The following is a 16,036-nucleotide window of genomic DNA, read 5'->3' as shown; positions in this document are numbered from 1 at the left end:
ATGAGCAATCTGAGCCCTGAATTTGTTTTGCCTGACAACTTTTGCGCAAACCCGCAGGATGCCTGGACCATTCCGGCACGCTTTTACACCGACCAGCAGGCATTCGAACATGAAAAAGAGAACGTGTTTGCCAAAAGCTGGATTTGCGTCGCGCACAGTAGCGAACTGGCGAAGCCGAATGATTATGTGACCCGCGAGGTAATTGGCGAAAATATCGTCCTGGTGCGCGGTCGCGACAATATTCTGCGCGCCTTTTATAACGTCTGTCCGCATCGCGGTCATCAGTTACTGAGCGGCGAAGGGAAAGCGAAAAACGTGATCACCTGCCCATACCATGCCTGGGCCTTCAAGCTGGATGGCAATCTCGCTCACGCCCGTAACTGTGAAAACGTGGCTAATTTCGACAGCGAAAAGGCCCACCTCACCCCGGTTCGCCTTGAAGAGTACGCCGGTTTTGTCTTTATCAACATGGACCCTAATGCGGGCAGCGTTGAGGAGCAGTTACCGGGGCTGGCGGCGAAAGTAGTGGAGGCGTGCCCGGAGGTTCATGATCTGAAACTCGCGGCGCGTTTTACCACCCGTACCCCGGCAAACTGGAAGAATATCGTCGATAACTATATGGAGTGCTACCACTGCGGACCGGCACACCCTGGCTTCTCGGATTCCGTACAGGTGGATCGCTACTGGCATACCATGCATGGCAACTGGACGCTGCAGTACGGTTTCGCCAAACCTTCCGAGCAATCATTCAAATTTGAAGAGGGTGTGGATGCGGCCTTCCACGGGTTCTGGCTGTGGCCCTGCACCATGCTCAACGTCACGCCTATCAAAGGGATGATGACGGTTATCTATGAGTTTCCGGTTGATGCAGAAACCACCCTGCAAAACTACGACATCTACTTTACCAACGAAGAATTAACGGATGAACAAAAGTCACTGATCGAATGGTATCGCGACGTGTTCCGTCCGGAAGATTTACGTCTGGTCGAAAGCGTACAAAAAGGGCTGAAATCACGCGGCTATCGCGGTCAGGGGCGCATTATGGCGGATGCCAGCGGGAGCGGAATTTCCGAGCACGGTATCGCCCATTTCCATAATCTGGTCGCCCAGGTGTTTAAGAGTTAATCGCGCAGGGAGAGAGCCATGTCTGTATTTCAATCTTCACTTTTTCGTCAACAGGCATTTATTGCTGGTGTCTGGCGAAATGCCGATGATGACGCCACTCTGACGGTGACGAACCCGGCAACGGGCGCAACACTGGGGAAAATCCCCAATATGGGCGCAGAGGAAGCGCGTCAGGCGGTTGACGCCGCCTCGCAGGCATTACCGGCCTGGCGGGCGATGACTGCCGCTCAGCGAGGCATGTTACTCAAAGCCTGGCATCGTCTGATCCTCGACAACACCTCCGCGCTGGCGCAGATCATGACCGCCGAGCAAGGCAAACCGCTGGCGGAGGCTGCAGGGGAAATTGCCTACGCCGCGTCGTTTATCGAATGGTTTGCCGAGCAGGGAAAACGCACGAACGGCGACGTTATCCCCTCCCCGTCCAGCGACAAACGGTTGATGGTGATCCACCAGGGCATCGGCGTCTGCGCCGCTATCACGCCGTGGAATTTCCCTGCGGCGATGATCACCCGCAAAGCCGGCCCTGCGCTCGCGGCGGGTTGTACGATGGTACTCAAACCGGCGAATGAAACGCCGTTCACCGCACTGGCGCTGGCGGAACTGGCGCGACAGGCGGGGATCCCGGCCGGTGTTATTAATGTCGTGACCGGTAAATCCCGCGATATCGGTGCCGTATTCACGGGTGACGAGCGTGTCCGCAAACTCTCGTTCACGGGATCAACCGAAGTGGGCCGCGTCCTGATGCGCCAGTGTGCCGACAGCATTAAAAAGGTGTCGCTGGAATTAGGCGGCAACGCGCCGTTTATCGTCTTTGAGGATGCCTGCCTCGACAAAGCCGTAGAAGGCGCGCTGGTGGCCAAATTCCGCAATGCCGGGCAAACCTGCGTTTGCGTGAACCGCTTTTATATTCACCACGCCATTTACGACGCATTTTGCGAGAAATTCGTCGCCAGAGTCGCCGCGCTGCAAGTGGGCGACGGTAGTCAACCCGGCGTACAAACAGGGCCGCTTATCAACGGTGATGCCGTGCAAAAAGTGCAGTCCCTGCTCGATGATGCGCTGACCCGTGGTGCCACGCTGTTAACCGGTGGTCAGCGTCATGCGGCAGGCGGCAATTTCTTTACCCCAACGGTGATCGGCAACGTGCAGCCCGGCTCTCAGCTGTTACAGGAAGAGATCTTTGGCCCGGTCGCCGCACTGGTGAAGTTCGACGATGAACAGGATGTTATCCGGCAGGCTAATGACACCATTTATGGTCTGGCATCGTATTTCTACACCAATGACGCCGCGCGGATCTGGCGCGTATCAGAACAGCTTGAGTACGGTATGGTAGGAATCAATACCGGACTCATCTCCAATGAAGTCGCGCCGTTTGGCGGCGTCAAGCAGTCGGGGCTGGGGCGCGAAGGGTCAGAATACGGGATCGACGATTACCTGGAGATGAAATACCTCTGCCAGGGGCTATAACGATGACACATCCCGACGCTGTCGATAAGCAGCGTTGGGCTGATTTTTAAGGGAGTGCTGCGATGTCTGAATATCAAATGCATGAAGTGCGGGTGAGTCAGGTTGAAACCCTTACTGCGCACGTAAAGCGTTTTACGTTGGTTGCCGCTTCGGGCGATGCGTTACCCGCCTTCAGCGGCGGCAGCCATATCATTGTGCAAATGCGCGACGGCAATCATCTCTACAGCAATGCCTATTCGCTGATGAGTTCCCCGCTGGATACCTCTCACTGGCAAATTGCCGTGCGACGAGAAGAGAACTCTAAAGGAGGATCACGCTATCTGCATCAGCAGGTGAAACCCGGCGACACGCTTACCGTTTCCACCCCGAAGAATCTCTTCGCCCTCGCGCCGCAGGCGCATAAACATCTGCTGATCGCCGGGGGGATCGGGATCACCCCATTCCTCTCTCAGATACCCGAACTGGAACAGCGCCAGGCGCAGTGGCAGCTCCATTATTGTGCCCACAGCCAGGAAAACTGCGCGTTTCACAGTGAGTTATCTCAGCATGCCCACGCCTCTCGTATTCATCTGCATCTCTCAATAGAAGGCACACGGCTGGAACTGGCGCGTCTGCTGGCTGATGTTGAACCGGGCACCCATATCTATACCTGCGGACCCGCGGCGCTTAACGACGCCGTAAGACGCGAGGCGGCCACCCTCGGCATCGACAATGATGCTCTGCATTTTGAACAATTTGCCGTTGAAGATAAATCGGGCGATGCCTTTACCCTCGTGCTGGCCCGTTCGGGACGCGAGTTTGTGGTCCCCGAAGAAATGACGATTTTGCAGATTATCGAAAATAACAAAGCGGCGAAGGTGGAGTGTTTGTGCCGTGAAGGGGTGTGCGGCACCTGTGAAACAATGATTCTCGAAGGGGAAGCCGATCACCGGGATCAGTATTTCAGCGACGATGAAAAAGCCAGTCAGCAAAGTATGCTCATTTGCTGTTCACGCGCCAAAGGTAAACGGCTGGTACTGGACTTATGATCTCGCAGCCAAACAACGGGAGTACCTGACTCCCGTTGTCGACTGGCTTAGCGGGGATACTCTTGCAGCAGACGGTTAAGCGGTTCAGCCATCAACTCCGCGCGCCATCCTGAAATCAGCTCCGGCAATGTCGCCTGCGGTTTTAGCTTCCAGTGCCAGTTAAGCAACTGGTTGATCTGGCGGCGGGAGGCGAGCAGCTCGGCGCTGAGATTATGCATCGCGCTGACGTCGGCAACCAGCGCCTTGATGGCTTTGAATGCCTTGCGATAACCCGGCATATCCATCAGGTTCAGCAACGGTTCCGGGAGGCTCTCTTCCGGGAGCGCCTGCGCTTGCGCCACCAGTGAAATCAGCGTTTTTCCGTGAAAACGAATTTCACTGCCGGAAAGCCCAAGACCGTCGAGTTCCCCCAGACTGCCCGGCATATAGCGAGCAACCGCCCACAGATGCTCTTCGCGCACCACGAAATTGACCGCCAGATCGCGCTCACGCGCTTTACGCAAGCGCCAGTCTGCCAGTAATTGCAGGCAGGCCAGTTGGCGGGTACGCAACTGCCAGGCGTTGGTAATGTCACGCCAGGCGTCTTCAGGCGCCAGGATCTCCTGACGGCGTTGCTGCATCAAACGACACTCATCCAGCGCCGCAGGCAACCAACCGCTCTCTTGCGTTTCCGCCATCAGTTTTGCGGTGATCGGTAATAGATACCAGACATCGGCCGCCGCGTATTCGCACTGGCGCTCCGTTAACGGTCTGGCCAGCCAGTCGGTACGGGATTCACTCTTGTCCAGCGCCACGCCGGTGTACTCTTCCACCATTGAAGCAAATCCCCACGACAGGGGACGCCCGCAAAACGCGGCAAGAATTTGCGTGTCGATCAGCGGCTGCGGCAGTTCACCAAAGGTGTTCAGAAACACTTCCAGATCTTCGCTGCCCGCATGCAGAAATTTGGTAATCGTGGTGTCGCGTAAAATTGCGCGCAGTGGGGACCAGTCGGTGATCCCGTGCGGGTCGATCAGCGCAACGTGTTCGCCATCAAACAGTTGGATAAGACCCAACTGCGGATAATAGGTGCGTGTGCGGACAAATTCGGTGTCCAGGGCAATTGTCTTGAACGCACGGACCGCTTCGCACAGGGTTGCCAGCGCGTCGTCCGTCGTGATCATTTGGTAATTCAAATCGTGTTCTCTTAGGTTTGCGCCAAAAAAAACGCCGGCTTAACCGGCGTCTGACGACTCATTTAAAGCTCATGCCTTATTGTCTACTTTGCCACGCGCTTCGTCACGTAATTCTCGTCGCAAAATTTTTCCGACGTTAGATTTTGGCAACTCATCACGGAATTCCACCAGCTTAGGCACTTTGTAGCCCGTCAGATGGCGGCGGCAGAAAGTGACCAACGCCTCATCAGTGAGGGATGCGTCTTTTTTCACCACAAAAATCTTCACCGCCTCGCCGCTGCTGCCGGACGGCACGCCCACCGCCGCCACTTCCTGAACACCAGGATGCTGCATGACCACATCTTCGATCTCGTTCGGATAGACGTTGAAACCTGAGACCAGAATCATGTCTTTTTTGCGGTCAACGATACGCAGGAATCCTTCTTCATCCATCACCGCGATATCACCGGTATGCAGCCAGCCCCCTTTAACGATCTCATCCGTTGCGTCGGGACGTTGCCAGTAACCCAGCATCACCTGTGGGCCTTTGATGCACAACTCGCCCGGCTCGCCCGGTGGCACTTCGTTGTCATCATCGTCCACCAGTTTGACCTCGGTGGAGGGAACCGGTAAACCAATACTGCCGCTGTGATAGTCGATATCATGCGGGTTAACGCTCACCAGCGGTGAGCATTCGGTCAGACCGTAGCCTTCCAGCAGATATTGCCCGGTCAGTTTCACCCAGCGCTCCGCGACGGCTTGTTGAACGGGCATTCCGCCCCCCGCCGACAAATGCAAAGTTGAAAAGTCGAGCTGCTGGAACTCTTTGTTATTCAACAGGGCATTAAACAGCGTGTTCACACCCGTCATGGCGGTGAATGGGTATTTTGCCAACTCTTTGACCAGACCAGGGATGTCACGCGGGTTAGTGATCAGCAGGTTTTGCCCGCCCAGCTCAATGAACAACAGGCAGTTCATGGTCAGAGCGAAGATGTGATACAGCGGCAGCGCGGTGACCACCAGCTCTTTACCCGGATGTAACAGCGGCCCGTAGGTGGCATGCACCTGTGCGAGGTTTGCCAGCATATTGCGGTGCGTCAGCATCGCCCCTTTCGCCACCCCGGTTGTACCGCCGGTGTACTGCAGGAAAGCCAGATCTTCCGGCACCACCTCAGGTTTCACGTATTGCATGCGATAGCCGTTTTGTAACGCGCGACGAAATGAAATCGCATCCGGCAGATGGTACTTCGGCACCAGACGCTTAATGTATTTCACCACAAAGTTAACCAGCGTGCCTTTCGCCGTCGAGAGCTGATCGCCCATACGGGTGAGGATCACGTGTTTTACGGCCGTTTTCTCAACCACTTTTTCCAGCGTATGGGCGAAGTTGGAGACAATCACAATGGCCGTCGCGCCGCTGTCGTTGAGCTGATGCTCCAGTTCACGCGGCGTATACAGGGGATTGACGTTGACCACGATCATCCCGGCGCGAAGAATGCCAAACAGGGCGACAGGGTACTGCAACAGGTTCGGCATCATCAACGCGACACGATCGCCCTTTTTAAGCCCGAGCCCCTGCTGCAAATACGCCGAAAATGCCCGGCTACGCTCTTCGAGTTTGCGGAAGGTCATCACCTCCCCCATATTGACGAACGCAGGTTGGTCGGCGTAGCGCGCCGACGCCTGTTCAAACAGGTCCACCAGGGATTGATAACGGTCAGGATTGATCTCCGCGGGGACATCTGCGGGATAACGGTTAAGCCAAACCTTTTTCAAAACATCACCTCTAAAATGCGTGTTCGTCGTCATCACAACCCCAGTAAATAAACAAGCCGTTAACATAATATTAACTCAGCGTACCAGTTTATTAATTACTCAACTGAAAGGTTGCGAAGCGCGTCACTATTTATTTTTCTTCTATCCGTATTAATGCAGAAACAGCGGACGAGCCGCTGTTTCTTTTATAGACAAAACAATGAGTTACTCGGTTACTATCGTCTGAACCTGTGCGGGGCCGGGGTTGTACCATCCACCATAACCGTAGCCGTAACCATAGTGTCTGGCGCGCGCGCCGTAAAACCACGGATCAATCGGCTGAGGCGGCATCACAACCTGCTGCGTAACCCGCCAGCGCTTATAACCCGTCACATTCATCAGCATATATTTATACGAGGTATTGCCGATTTTACCGTCAACCGTTCCGCTGATCGGGCCGACGACGGTGACCAGTTGACCGCGAATATCAACCGGATCAAGGAACCCGTTGACGTCCGCCATAATGCGTCCGCGTGACGCTTCGCCCAGTACGGGTCGCGCGCCGCTATCCAGAGACACCGTGGCTATCTCCAGACGGGTTTTCCCCTGCTGGTTTTGCACGTCCACCACTTTGCCGCCAAAACGCGCTTCCTGGCCGACATACAGTTGCGGCGCGTTCATCACCCGCGCCAGATCCTGTTGCGGCGTTGGACTCGACCCTTTGATGGCATCCGGAATGGTGACGCAGCCACTCAGCATAAGCGCAACGGCTGCTGCCAGCATTCCTTTCACGATCTGTTTGTGAACCGCCATAGTGCGACTCCTTCTTCTCAGCGCATATCACTGCATCAGGCTAATACTACTGAGATTCATTCTTTACCGGGAAGTTTCTTCCACGCCACGTTGTTACGCAAATAAACCGGTTCGGCATGCTCAACGGCGACGGTTTTTCCTGCCGACAGCATTTGGCAGGCTAACGGCAGCATATCTTCGGCCGCTGGCAGCAAAACGTCGCCGTCACGCAGCGCCAGACCGCTCTCGTTTGCCAGTTCCGGCCAGGCTGGCCAACCCGTGCCAACCGTGGCCCACTCGCCGGAAAGTTGTTTTAACCGCGCGATCACCGCTTCCGGTTTTAATACCGCTTCGGTGTCTTCACCGTGCCATACGCCATTTTCGTCGCGCTGATATTCAGCCCAGTAGACTTCGCCCATCCGGGCGTCAATCGCCGCCAGAACGCGGGTAGCGCCTGTTTTACGCCAGGCGCCCTGCGCCATCGTTGCCAGCGTCGAGACGCCGATCATCGGAAGAGATGCCCCCAATGCCAGTCCTTGCGCAATACCGATACCAATGCGCACGCCGGTAAAACTCCCCGGTCCGCGGCCAAAGGCCAGCGCGTTGATTTCGGCAAGCGTTGTGCCGCTGGTTGCCAGGATATCCTGAACCATCGGCAAGATTCGTTGGGTGTGTTCTCGTGGGCAAAGCTCAAATTGAGCATTGATATTACCGTCATTCCACAGGGCAACAGAACACGCTTCTGTGGCGGTATCGATAGCCAGAATTCGCATGGGTCTTCGTGCTTAGATCAATAAAATGGCGCGTATCTTACCATACTCCGTAACAAATTACTTAACCGATGGGAGGGCAAGAAACCTGACGGCGCGAGCAATATCCCGGGTACGCGGCGCGGGTGGGAGACTGGCCAGGAACGTCGCACCGTAGGGGCGCATGACGAGTCGGTTATCACAAATCACCAGCACGCCACGGTCGTCAGCGTCACGGATCAAGCGCCCCACCCCCTGTTTCAGGGTAATGACCGCATCCGGTAACTGGACCTCATCGAACGGATCGCCGCCACGCAGTCGACAGTCTTCCATTCGCGCTTTGAGCAACGGATCATCCGGCGAGGTAAACGGCAGCTTGTCGATAATCACCAGCGACAGAGTATCGCCTCGCACATCGACGCCTTCCCAGAAACTGCTGGTCGCCACCAGCAGCGCGTTGCCCGCGCTGACAAACTGCTGCAACAGTTGACCTTTGCTGGTTTCGCCTTGCAGCAGCACCGGCAACGTCATGGTGGCGCGGAACTGTTCGGCAAGGTCGCGCATCATGGCGTGCGAGGTACACAGCATAAAACAGCGCCCATTATTCGCTTCAATGATGGGTCTTAGCATTGCAGCCAACTGGCGCGCTGCGCCGGGCTGATTGGTCTGCGGCAGGTTTCGCGGCACTAAAAGCAGCGCCTGCTGTGTGTAATCGAACGGACTGGGAAGCAGCATGGATTCTGCCTCTTCAATCCCCAGTCGCGCCGTAAAATGGTGGAGATCGTCATTTACCGACAGGGTCGCTGAGGTAAAAATCCAGCTGCCGGGTTTCTGCGCCATCACCTCTTTGAATTTATCCGCAACGGTCAGCGGCGTCAGCGCCAGGGTAAAATGACGCGACGTACATTCATACCAGTAGCTGTAGCCTGGCTGATTGATCTCTTTTAGTCGCTTGAGACGGGTGCGATAAAGCGTGGCCCGCTCAAAGGCGGCGTCCAGCAGCGCCGAGCGCCCCAGGGAGAGTTTCGCAACGTCGTAACACAGTTCGAGCGTGTCATCGAGCAACAGAAAGGCACGCTGAACGCGCGTGTCGGCAAGAAGCTCACGCAGGTTCCCGCGATAACCTGGCTCACCCAATTGCAAACGGAAATCTTGCGCACTTTGGGCAAGACGGTCAGCGCATTTTTGCAGTTGTTGGGTGTCTTTGAGTTCCGTGCGATACGCAATCGTAAAATCTTTTGCCAGATCAAGAAGCTGTCGGCTGGAGAGTGACTGACCAAAATACTGGCTGGCGATATCGGGAAGCTGATGGGCTTCGTCGAAAATCATCACTTCGGCTTCGGGGATCAGTTCACCAAAACCGCTCTCTTTCACCACCATGTCAGCCAAAAAAAGATGGTGGTTGACCACCACCACATCGGCATCCATCGCTTTTTTACGCGCTTTAACGACAAAACACTCTTTGTAGAGCGGGCAATCGCTGCCCAGACAGTTGTCATTGGTGCTGGTGACCAGCGGCCAGGCCTGGGAGTCTTCCGCCACGCTGACACAGGTACTGATGTCGCCATCAAGGGTTTGATTAGACCAGGAGCGCAGTAAAATGACGTCGCTCAAAATTTGCACCGGCAAGTCACCGCCGGCCAGCGCCTGCTGTTCAAGACGCTCCAGACACAGATAGTTTGAGCGCCCTTTCAGCAGCGCCAGTTTTCCGGTGAACTTCAGGGCGTTTGCCACGGTAGGAAGATCGCGACTGTAGAGCTGATCCTGCAATGCTTTCGAGCCTGTAGAAATAATCACTTTCTTTTTGGCGCGCAACGCAGGTGCGAGATAGGCGTAGGTTTTCCCTGTTCCTGTACCGGCTTCGACAACCAGAGGTGCCGAGGTTTCAATCGCATGGGCCACGGCAACGGCCATTTGTCGCTGGGGTTCACGCGGTTTAAAACCCGCTATCGCTTTCGCTAACTGACCGTCTACAGCAAAATCGTCCGACACACTACCCCCTGTTCATTTGAACAGGGATTATGTCAGGCCAGACGATCTTTCGCCAGTTGAAGAGGTGACGACGGCAAAACTATGTGGCAGTCTTGCCGCGTAAAAATGGAACCTTAACGCTAACGAGGAGTAATTGATGACTATTGTCCGTATTGATGCCGAAGACCGTTGGTCTGATGTGGTGATCCACAATAATACCCTGTACTACACCGGCGTACCCGAGAACCTGGACGCTGACGCTTTCGAGCAGACGGCCAATACCCTGGCGCAAATTGATGCCGTGCTGGAAAAGCAAGGCAGCAATAAAGCGCGCATTCTGGATGCGACCATTTTTCTTACCGAGAAAAGCGACTTCGCGGCGATGAATAAAGCCTGGGACGCATGGGTTGTTGCCGGACATGCGCCTGTACGTTGCACGGTACAGGCTGGATTAATGAACCCGAAATACAAGGTTGAGATTAAAATTATCGCTGCCGTTTAAGGTCGCGTTATTCGTCCTCATCCTCAAAACGCGCCACGATCCGCTCGCCGGTATGGGTGGCGCGTAACTCCTCCGCCACCAGCGCAATCGCCTGCCCGCTACTCATTCCTTGTGACATCAGTTCCTGAATGCGTTCTACCGCTTTTTGCTGCTGATCGTGCGTGAGTGAAGGTAAACCTGCAAACATGATGAACTCCTGCTAAATTGTTAACGCTAATTATTTCATGCTACCCGGCACATAGCCAGTAGAGTAGTCACGAGTCAGGACAGATGAAGACGTTATCTCCCGCTGTAATTCCGTTACCCTGGCGTCATGACGCCGCTGAACACTATTTTACGCCGCTGAGCCATACCCCCTGGGCCATGCTTCTGCATTCCGGTCACGCGGATCATCCGCATAACCGCTTTGACATTCTGGTGGCCGACCCGGTTACGACGCTGGTCACACATGGCGAAAAAACGCAGGTCTGCGATAAGCATAACCGCATTACGACGACCGATGATCCGCTGAAAGTATTGCAGACAGCGCTGGCGTCTCTGGCGATAACGCCTTCGCCCAGCGATGATTTGCCGTTTCAGGGAGGGGCTCTGGGGCTCTTTGGCTACGATCTGGGGCGCCGTTTTGAATCACTGCCCAATATTGCCCAACACGATATCACCTTGCCGGATATGGCGGTCGGCATTTACGACTGGGCGCTGATTGTTGACCACCAGCGACAAACGGTGTCTCTGCTCAGCCATTCGGACGCCTCTGCCAGACTCGACTGGCTGGAAAGCCAGCAGGCACCAGTGCATGAGCCATTCAGATTAACCTCCGCCTGGCAGTCGAACATGACGCGTGAGCAGTACGGTGAAAAATTTCGCCAGGTGCAGGAGTACCTGCACAGCGGCGACTGCTACCAGGTGAATCTTGCCCAGCGTTTTCAGGCTGACTATCAGGGTGACGAATGGCAAGCCTTTGTGCGTCTCAATCAGGCCAACCGCGCCCCTTTTAGCGCCTTTTTACGCCTGGAAGATGGCGCTATTTTGAGCCTTTCGCCAGAACGCTTTATTCAACTCGCGAACAGACACATTCAGACCCGGCCCATCAAAGGGACGCTTCCGCGTCTGGATGATCCGCACGATGACCGTCTGCAGGCGCAAAAACTCGCCAGTTCGCCAAAAGACCGCGCGGAAAACCTGATGATTGTCGATCTGATGCGCAATGATATTGGCCGCGTCGCCGTACCGGGATCGGTCAAGGTGCCCGAACTGTTTGTCGTTGAGCCGTTTCCGGCGGTACACCATCTGGTCAGTACCATCACCGCGCAGCTGCCCGACAATCTGCATGCCACTGATTTGCTGCGCGCCGCCTTCCCCGGCGGTTCGATCACCGGCGCGCCGAAAGTCCGCGCGATGGAGATTATTGATGAACTGGAACCCCAGCGGCGCAATGCCTGGTGCGGCAGCATTGGTTATCTCAGCGTGTGCGGCAATATGGATACCAGTATCACTATTCGTACCCTGAGCGCCACGGAGGGAAAACTCTCGTGTTCTGCGGGCGGCGGGATTGTGGCGGACAGCCAGGAAGCGGCGGAATATCAGGAAACATTTGATAAAGTGAATCGTATTTTGCATCAACTGGAGAACTAAGACGTGGATAACAGCAGCCTGACGCTCGATGATTTTTTATCACGGTTTCAACTTTTACGTCCGGAGATGAGTCGTGAAACGCTGAACAACCGTCAGGCCGCCGTATTGATCCCCGTCGTTCGTCGCCCGGAGCCTGGGCTGCTGCTCACCCAGCGTTCCGTCCATCTGCGTAAACACGCCGGCCAGGTAGCCTTTCCTGGCGGCGCGGTAGACAGTAGTGATGCGTCGCTTATCGCCGCTGCGCTGCGCGAAGCACAAGAAGAGGTCGCGATTCCGCCTGAGGCCGTTGAGGTGATTGGGGTACTCCCTCCGGTGGACAGCGTCACCGGGTTTCGGGTAACCCCTGTCGTTGGCATTATTCCGCCAGACCTTCATTATCACGCCAGTGAAGATGAAGTGTCTGCCGTATTCGAAATGCCACTGGCACAAGCGCTGCAACTGAGGCGATATCATCCATTGGATGTGTATCGCCGCGGCGACTCTCATCGCGTCTGGCTTTCCTGGTATGAGCATTATTTCGTTTGGGGAATGACGGCTGGAATTATTCGCGAACTGGCGCTGCAGATTGGCATGAGACCCTGACTATACGTAACTTTACACGTACCGAACACGACTTGAAACTCCATGCCCAATATTAGTAAAAGCGAGGTTATCTATTAGTTTAATTCATGTGAATAGTTAAGCTGATAGCCCTATTCCCTCTTACACTATGCAAAGTTATTACATCGTTACTGGAACCCCAGTTACCCTGGCAGGAGTATTATCGTGATTAGTCTATTCGACATGTTTAAGGTGGGGATTGGTCCCTCATCCTCCCATACTGTAGGGCCTATGAAGGCGGGTAAACAGTTCGTCGATGACCTGGTCGAAAAAGGATTATTGGAAAGCGTTACCCGTGTCGCCGTGGATGTATACGGCTCACTGTCATTAACGGGTAAAGGTCACCACACCGATATCGCCATTATTATGGGTCTGGCGGGGAACGAACCTGCCACCGTTGATATTGATAGCATCCCAGGTTTTATCCGCGACGTGGAATCGCGCGGACGCCTGTTGCTGGCTCAGGGTCGGCATGAAGTAGATTTCCCGCACAATAACGGGATGCGTTTTCATAATGACAATCTGCCGTTGCACGAAAACGGAATGCAGATCCACGCGTGGAACGGCGAAACCGTCATCTACAGCAAAACCTATTATTCCATCGGCGGCGGTTTTATCGTTGATGAAGAGCATTTCGGTCAGGACGCAACGGGTGATGTGAGCGTGCCTTATCCGTTCAAGTCAGCTACCGAGATGCTGGAATATTGCAACAGCACTGGCCTGTCGCTTTCTGGCATGGTGATGCAAAACGAACTGGCGCTGCACAGCAAGAAAGAGATTGAAGAGTATTTCGCCAATGTCTGGCAGACCATGCAAGCCTGTATCGATCGTGGCATGAATACCGAAGGCATACTGCCTGGGCCGCTGCGCGTTCCGCGCCGTGCGTCTGCGCTACGCCGGATGCTGGTGTCCAGCGACAAACTCTCCAGCGATCCGATGAACGTCATCGACTGGGTGAACATGTTCGCCCTTGCCGTTAACGAAGAGAACGCGGCGGGTGGCCGGGTGGTCACGGCGCCAACCAACGGTGCCTGCGGTATCGTCCCAGCGGTGCTGGCCTATTATGATCATTTTATTGAGTCAGTTAGCCCGGACATTTATACCCGTTACTTCCTGGCCGCTGGCGCTATCGGCGCACTGTATAAAATGAACGCCTCTATTTCTGGTGCCGAAGTTGGCTGCCAGGGGGAAGTTGGCGTGGCCTGTTCAATGGCCGCTGCGGGTCTGGCGGAACTGCTGGGGGCCAGCCCGGAGCAAGTTTGTGTGGCGGCCGAAATCGGTATGGAACACAACCTGGGCTTAACCTGCGATCCGGTTGCGGGTCAGGTTCAGGTACCGTGTATTGAACGTAACGCGATTGCCTCAGTGAAAGCGATCAACGCCGCGCGTATGGCGATGCGTCGTACCAGCGCACCGCGTGTCTCGCTGGATAAAGTCATCGAAACCATGTACGAAACAGGCAAAGATATGAACGCGAAGTACCGTGAAACGTCGCGTGGCGGTCTGGCCATTAAAGTGCAGTGTGACTAATACTTGATCTTCGCCCATCTGCAACGGATGGGCGAATTTTACCCCTCTTCCTCGTCTACGGTAATTTTCCCCACTACACTTGCTCTGTCGCGGTTGGCTTTTGTTGCCAACGGCTTATCGGGCAGCTCGCATGCAAACAGCTCAACGGATCATCAAAAATTACCGTCGTAACCGTTTCATTGTTTGCACAATTTGTGCGCTGACCACGCTCATCCTGACGTTATGTGTCCGTTTTATGTCAGAGCGAAATTTTAATCATCATCGAACCGTGTCATTCGCCAATCATGCGGTTAACGCACTGGATGATGTCCTGCGCCCCCTCAAGTCTGGGCGGGATGTGATGTTGCCATTGATTGGTCTGCCCTGCTCTGTTACCCATTTAGCGCTGCGTAAACAGGCGGCGAAACTGCAAACGGTCCGTTCCATTGGCCTGGTCCAGGGGGGCGTGTTGTACTGTTCCAGCATCTTTGGCTATCGCAATGTACCGGTCAGTCAACTGCATGCAGGCCTTCCGGCGCCAGAGCCTTTACTGCTTCTCTCTATCGATCGCTCGCTTATCAAGGGCAGTCCTATTCTTATCCAGTGGTATCCATCATCATCCAGTGGCGAAGACGGCGTACTGGTGATAGTGAACATCGATTTGCTGGCAGATATGCTTCTTGAACCTGAACAACCGCAAATTACCAGCGCGAGTTTGTCCGTCGGCAATCGCCACCTCCTTTATGGCCGGGGGGTCGTCGACACGTTACCCCCGCTCAATAGCGAACAACGCTATCAGCTTTCCTCACACTATTTTCCGTTCACCATTAGCGCGACCGGTCCTGGCGCGGGAGAACTGGCGTTAAAGCATCTGCCCTCCCAGCTCCCGCTCGCCATGATGCTCAGTCTGTTGGTGGGATATCTCACGTGGCTGGCTACCGCCAACAGAATGAGTTTTTCCTGGGAGATCAATCTTGCGCTTGCCGAAAGAGAGTTTGAGCTGTTTTGTCAGCCGTTAGTGAACGCCCGAACACAACAATGTATTGGCGTAGAAATTCTGCTGCGCTGGAATAATCCCCGGCAGGGTTGGATCTCTCCGGAAGTGTTTATTCCGATCGCCGAAGATCACCATCTCATTGCACCACTGACCCGCTACGTGATTGCAGAAACAGTTCGCCAGCGACATTTTTTTCCGATGAGCAGTCAGTTTCACATCGGGATCAATGTGGCGGCCAGCCACTTTCGTCATGGTGTATTGTTAAAAGATCTCAACCACTACTGGTTTAAAGCGCAGCCCATCCAGAAGCTCGTTCTTGAACTCACAGAAAGGGATGCGTTGCTTGATGTGGATTATCGCATGGTGCGCGAACTTCACCGTAAAGGTGTCAAACTGGCGATTGATGATTTTGGGACGGGAAACAGCTCGCTGTCGTGGCTGGAAAAACTGCGGCCAGATGTTCTGAAGATCGATAAGTCGTTTACCGGCGCTATCGGCACCGACGCGGTGAATTCGACCGTGACCGATATCATCATTGCCCTCGGGCAGCGGTTGAATATCGAACTGGTGGCGGAAGGGGTGGAAACACAAGAGCAGGCGCAACATCTTCGCCGACACGGCGTACACATACTGCAAGGGTATTTGTATGCGAAACCAATGCCATTACGTGATTTTCCACAGTGGCTGGCGGGCAGCTCACCGCCGCCCGCCCAGCATAACGGGCATATGATGCCCGCCATACCGTTTCGTTAAAC

Annotated in this window: 14 protein-coding genes; 8 read left to right on the top strand and 6 right to left on the bottom strand. The window is 54.8% G+C overall.

The features are described from left to right. The 3 genes from yeaW (at position 1) to NNO04_RS13315 (ending at position 3,620) form a co-directional block, all read left to right on the top strand. A complete protein-coding gene (yeaW, locus tag NNO04_RS13325; protein ID WP_271445067.1) occupies positions 1-1,125 on the top strand; it encodes a carnitine monooxygenase, oxygenase subunit YeaW in 1,125 nt (374 codons plus the stop codon). An 18-nt stretch (positions 1,126-1,143) separates the two neighbouring features. Next, entirely contained in the window at positions 1,144-2,592 is a 1,449-nt protein-coding gene (locus tag NNO04_RS13320; protein ID WP_271445066.1) for an NAD-dependent succinate-semialdehyde dehydrogenase, read from the top strand. A 62-nt stretch (positions 2,593-2,654) separates the two neighbouring features. Further along, on the top strand, positions 2,655-3,620 hold the full coding sequence (locus NNO04_RS13315) for a PDR/VanB family oxidoreductase (protein ID WP_271445065.1): 966 nt from the start codon (positions 2,655-2,657) through the stop codon (positions 3,618-3,620). Positions 3,621-3,667: 47 nt separating this feature from the next. On the opposite strand, the gene rnd is transcribed toward NNO04_RS13315, so the two are convergent. The 5 genes from rnd to NNO04_RS13290 all read right to left on the bottom strand — a co-directional run bounded on the left by rnd (position 3,668) and on the right by NNO04_RS13290 (position 10,062). After that, positions 3,668-4,783 (bottom strand): ribonuclease D, encoded by a 1,116-nt coding sequence (rnd, locus tag NNO04_RS13310; RefSeq protein ID WP_271445094.1) that lies wholly within the window; start codon positions 4,781-4,783, stop codon positions 3,668-3,670. Between the two features lie 81 nt (positions 4,784-4,864). Next, the gene (gene fadD / locus NNO04_RS13305; RefSeq protein ID WP_271445064.1) at positions 4,865-6,550 is read right to left on the bottom strand and encodes a long-chain-fatty-acid--CoA ligase FadD; all 1,686 of its coding nucleotides are present in this window, start codon (positions 6,548-6,550) and stop codon (positions 4,865-4,867) included. Between the two features lie 204 nt (positions 6,551-6,754). Then, positions 6,755-7,342, bottom strand: coding sequence for a Slp family lipoprotein (locus tag NNO04_RS13300; RefSeq protein WP_271445063.1), 588 nt, complete (start codon positions 7,340-7,342; stop codon positions 6,755-6,757). Positions 7,343-7,398: 56 nt separating this feature from the next. Beyond that, complete coding sequence (gene tsaB / locus NNO04_RS13295; RefSeq protein WP_271445062.1) at positions 7,399-8,094, bottom strand: tRNA (adenosine(37)-N6)-threonylcarbamoyltransferase complex dimerization subunit type 1 TsaB; 696 nt, start codon at positions 8,092-8,094, stop codon at positions 7,399-7,401. A 57-nt stretch (positions 8,095-8,151) separates the two neighbouring features. Next, a complete protein-coding gene (locus NNO04_RS13290; RefSeq protein ID WP_271445061.1) occupies positions 8,152-10,062 on the bottom strand; it encodes an ATP-dependent DNA helicase in 1,911 nt (636 codons plus the stop codon). Between the two features lie 136 nt (positions 10,063-10,198). Here NNO04_RS13290 and NNO04_RS13285 point away from each other — a divergent pair, with 136 nt between their 5' ends. Beyond that, positions 10,199-10,543 carry a RidA family protein gene (locus tag NNO04_RS13285; RefSeq protein WP_271445060.1) on the top strand — a complete coding sequence of 115 codons (345 nt, stop codon included), beginning with the start codon at positions 10,199-10,201 and terminating at the stop codon, positions 10,541-10,543. Between the two features lie 7 nt (positions 10,544-10,550). On the opposite strand, the gene NNO04_RS13280 is transcribed toward NNO04_RS13285, so the two are convergent. Beyond that, positions 10,551-10,730, bottom strand: coding sequence for a YoaH family protein (locus tag NNO04_RS13280; RefSeq protein ID WP_162379741.1), 180 nt, complete (start codon positions 10,728-10,730; stop codon positions 10,551-10,553). Positions 10,731-10,813: 83 nt separating this feature from the next. Here NNO04_RS13280 and pabB point away from each other — a divergent pair, with 83 nt between their 5' ends. From pabB to NNO04_RS13260, 4 genes are all read left to right on the top strand, one after another. After that, entirely contained in the window at positions 10,814-12,175 is a 1,362-nt protein-coding gene (gene pabB / locus NNO04_RS13275) for an aminodeoxychorismate synthase component 1 (protein ID WP_271445059.1), read from the top strand. 3 nt (positions 12,176-12,178) lie between these two features. Beyond that, positions 12,179-12,757, top strand: a complete 579-nt coding sequence (locus NNO04_RS13270) for a CoA pyrophosphatase (RefSeq protein WP_271445058.1) — start codon at positions 12,179-12,181, stop codon at positions 12,755-12,757. Between the two features lie 183 nt (positions 12,758-12,940). Beyond that, positions 12,941-14,305, top strand: coding sequence for an L-serine ammonia-lyase (gene sdaA, locus NNO04_RS13265; RefSeq protein ID WP_271445057.1), 1,365 nt, complete (start codon positions 12,941-12,943; stop codon positions 14,303-14,305). 130 nt (positions 14,306-14,435) lie between these two features. Further along, a complete protein-coding gene (locus NNO04_RS13260) occupies positions 14,436-16,034 on the top strand; it encodes an EAL domain-containing protein (RefSeq protein WP_271445056.1) in 1,599 nt (532 codons plus the stop codon). The last annotated feature ends 2 nt before the right edge of the window (positions 16,035-16,036 follow it).

It is taken from the genome of Citrobacter sp. Awk 4 (genome assembly GCF_028069725.1).
Lineage (GTDB): Bacteria > Pseudomonadota > Gammaproteobacteria > Enterobacterales > Enterobacteriaceae > Citrobacter_D.
The sequence above is the reverse complement of the archived record's forward strand: the minus strand, read 5'-3'. Positions and strand labels throughout refer to the sequence as shown.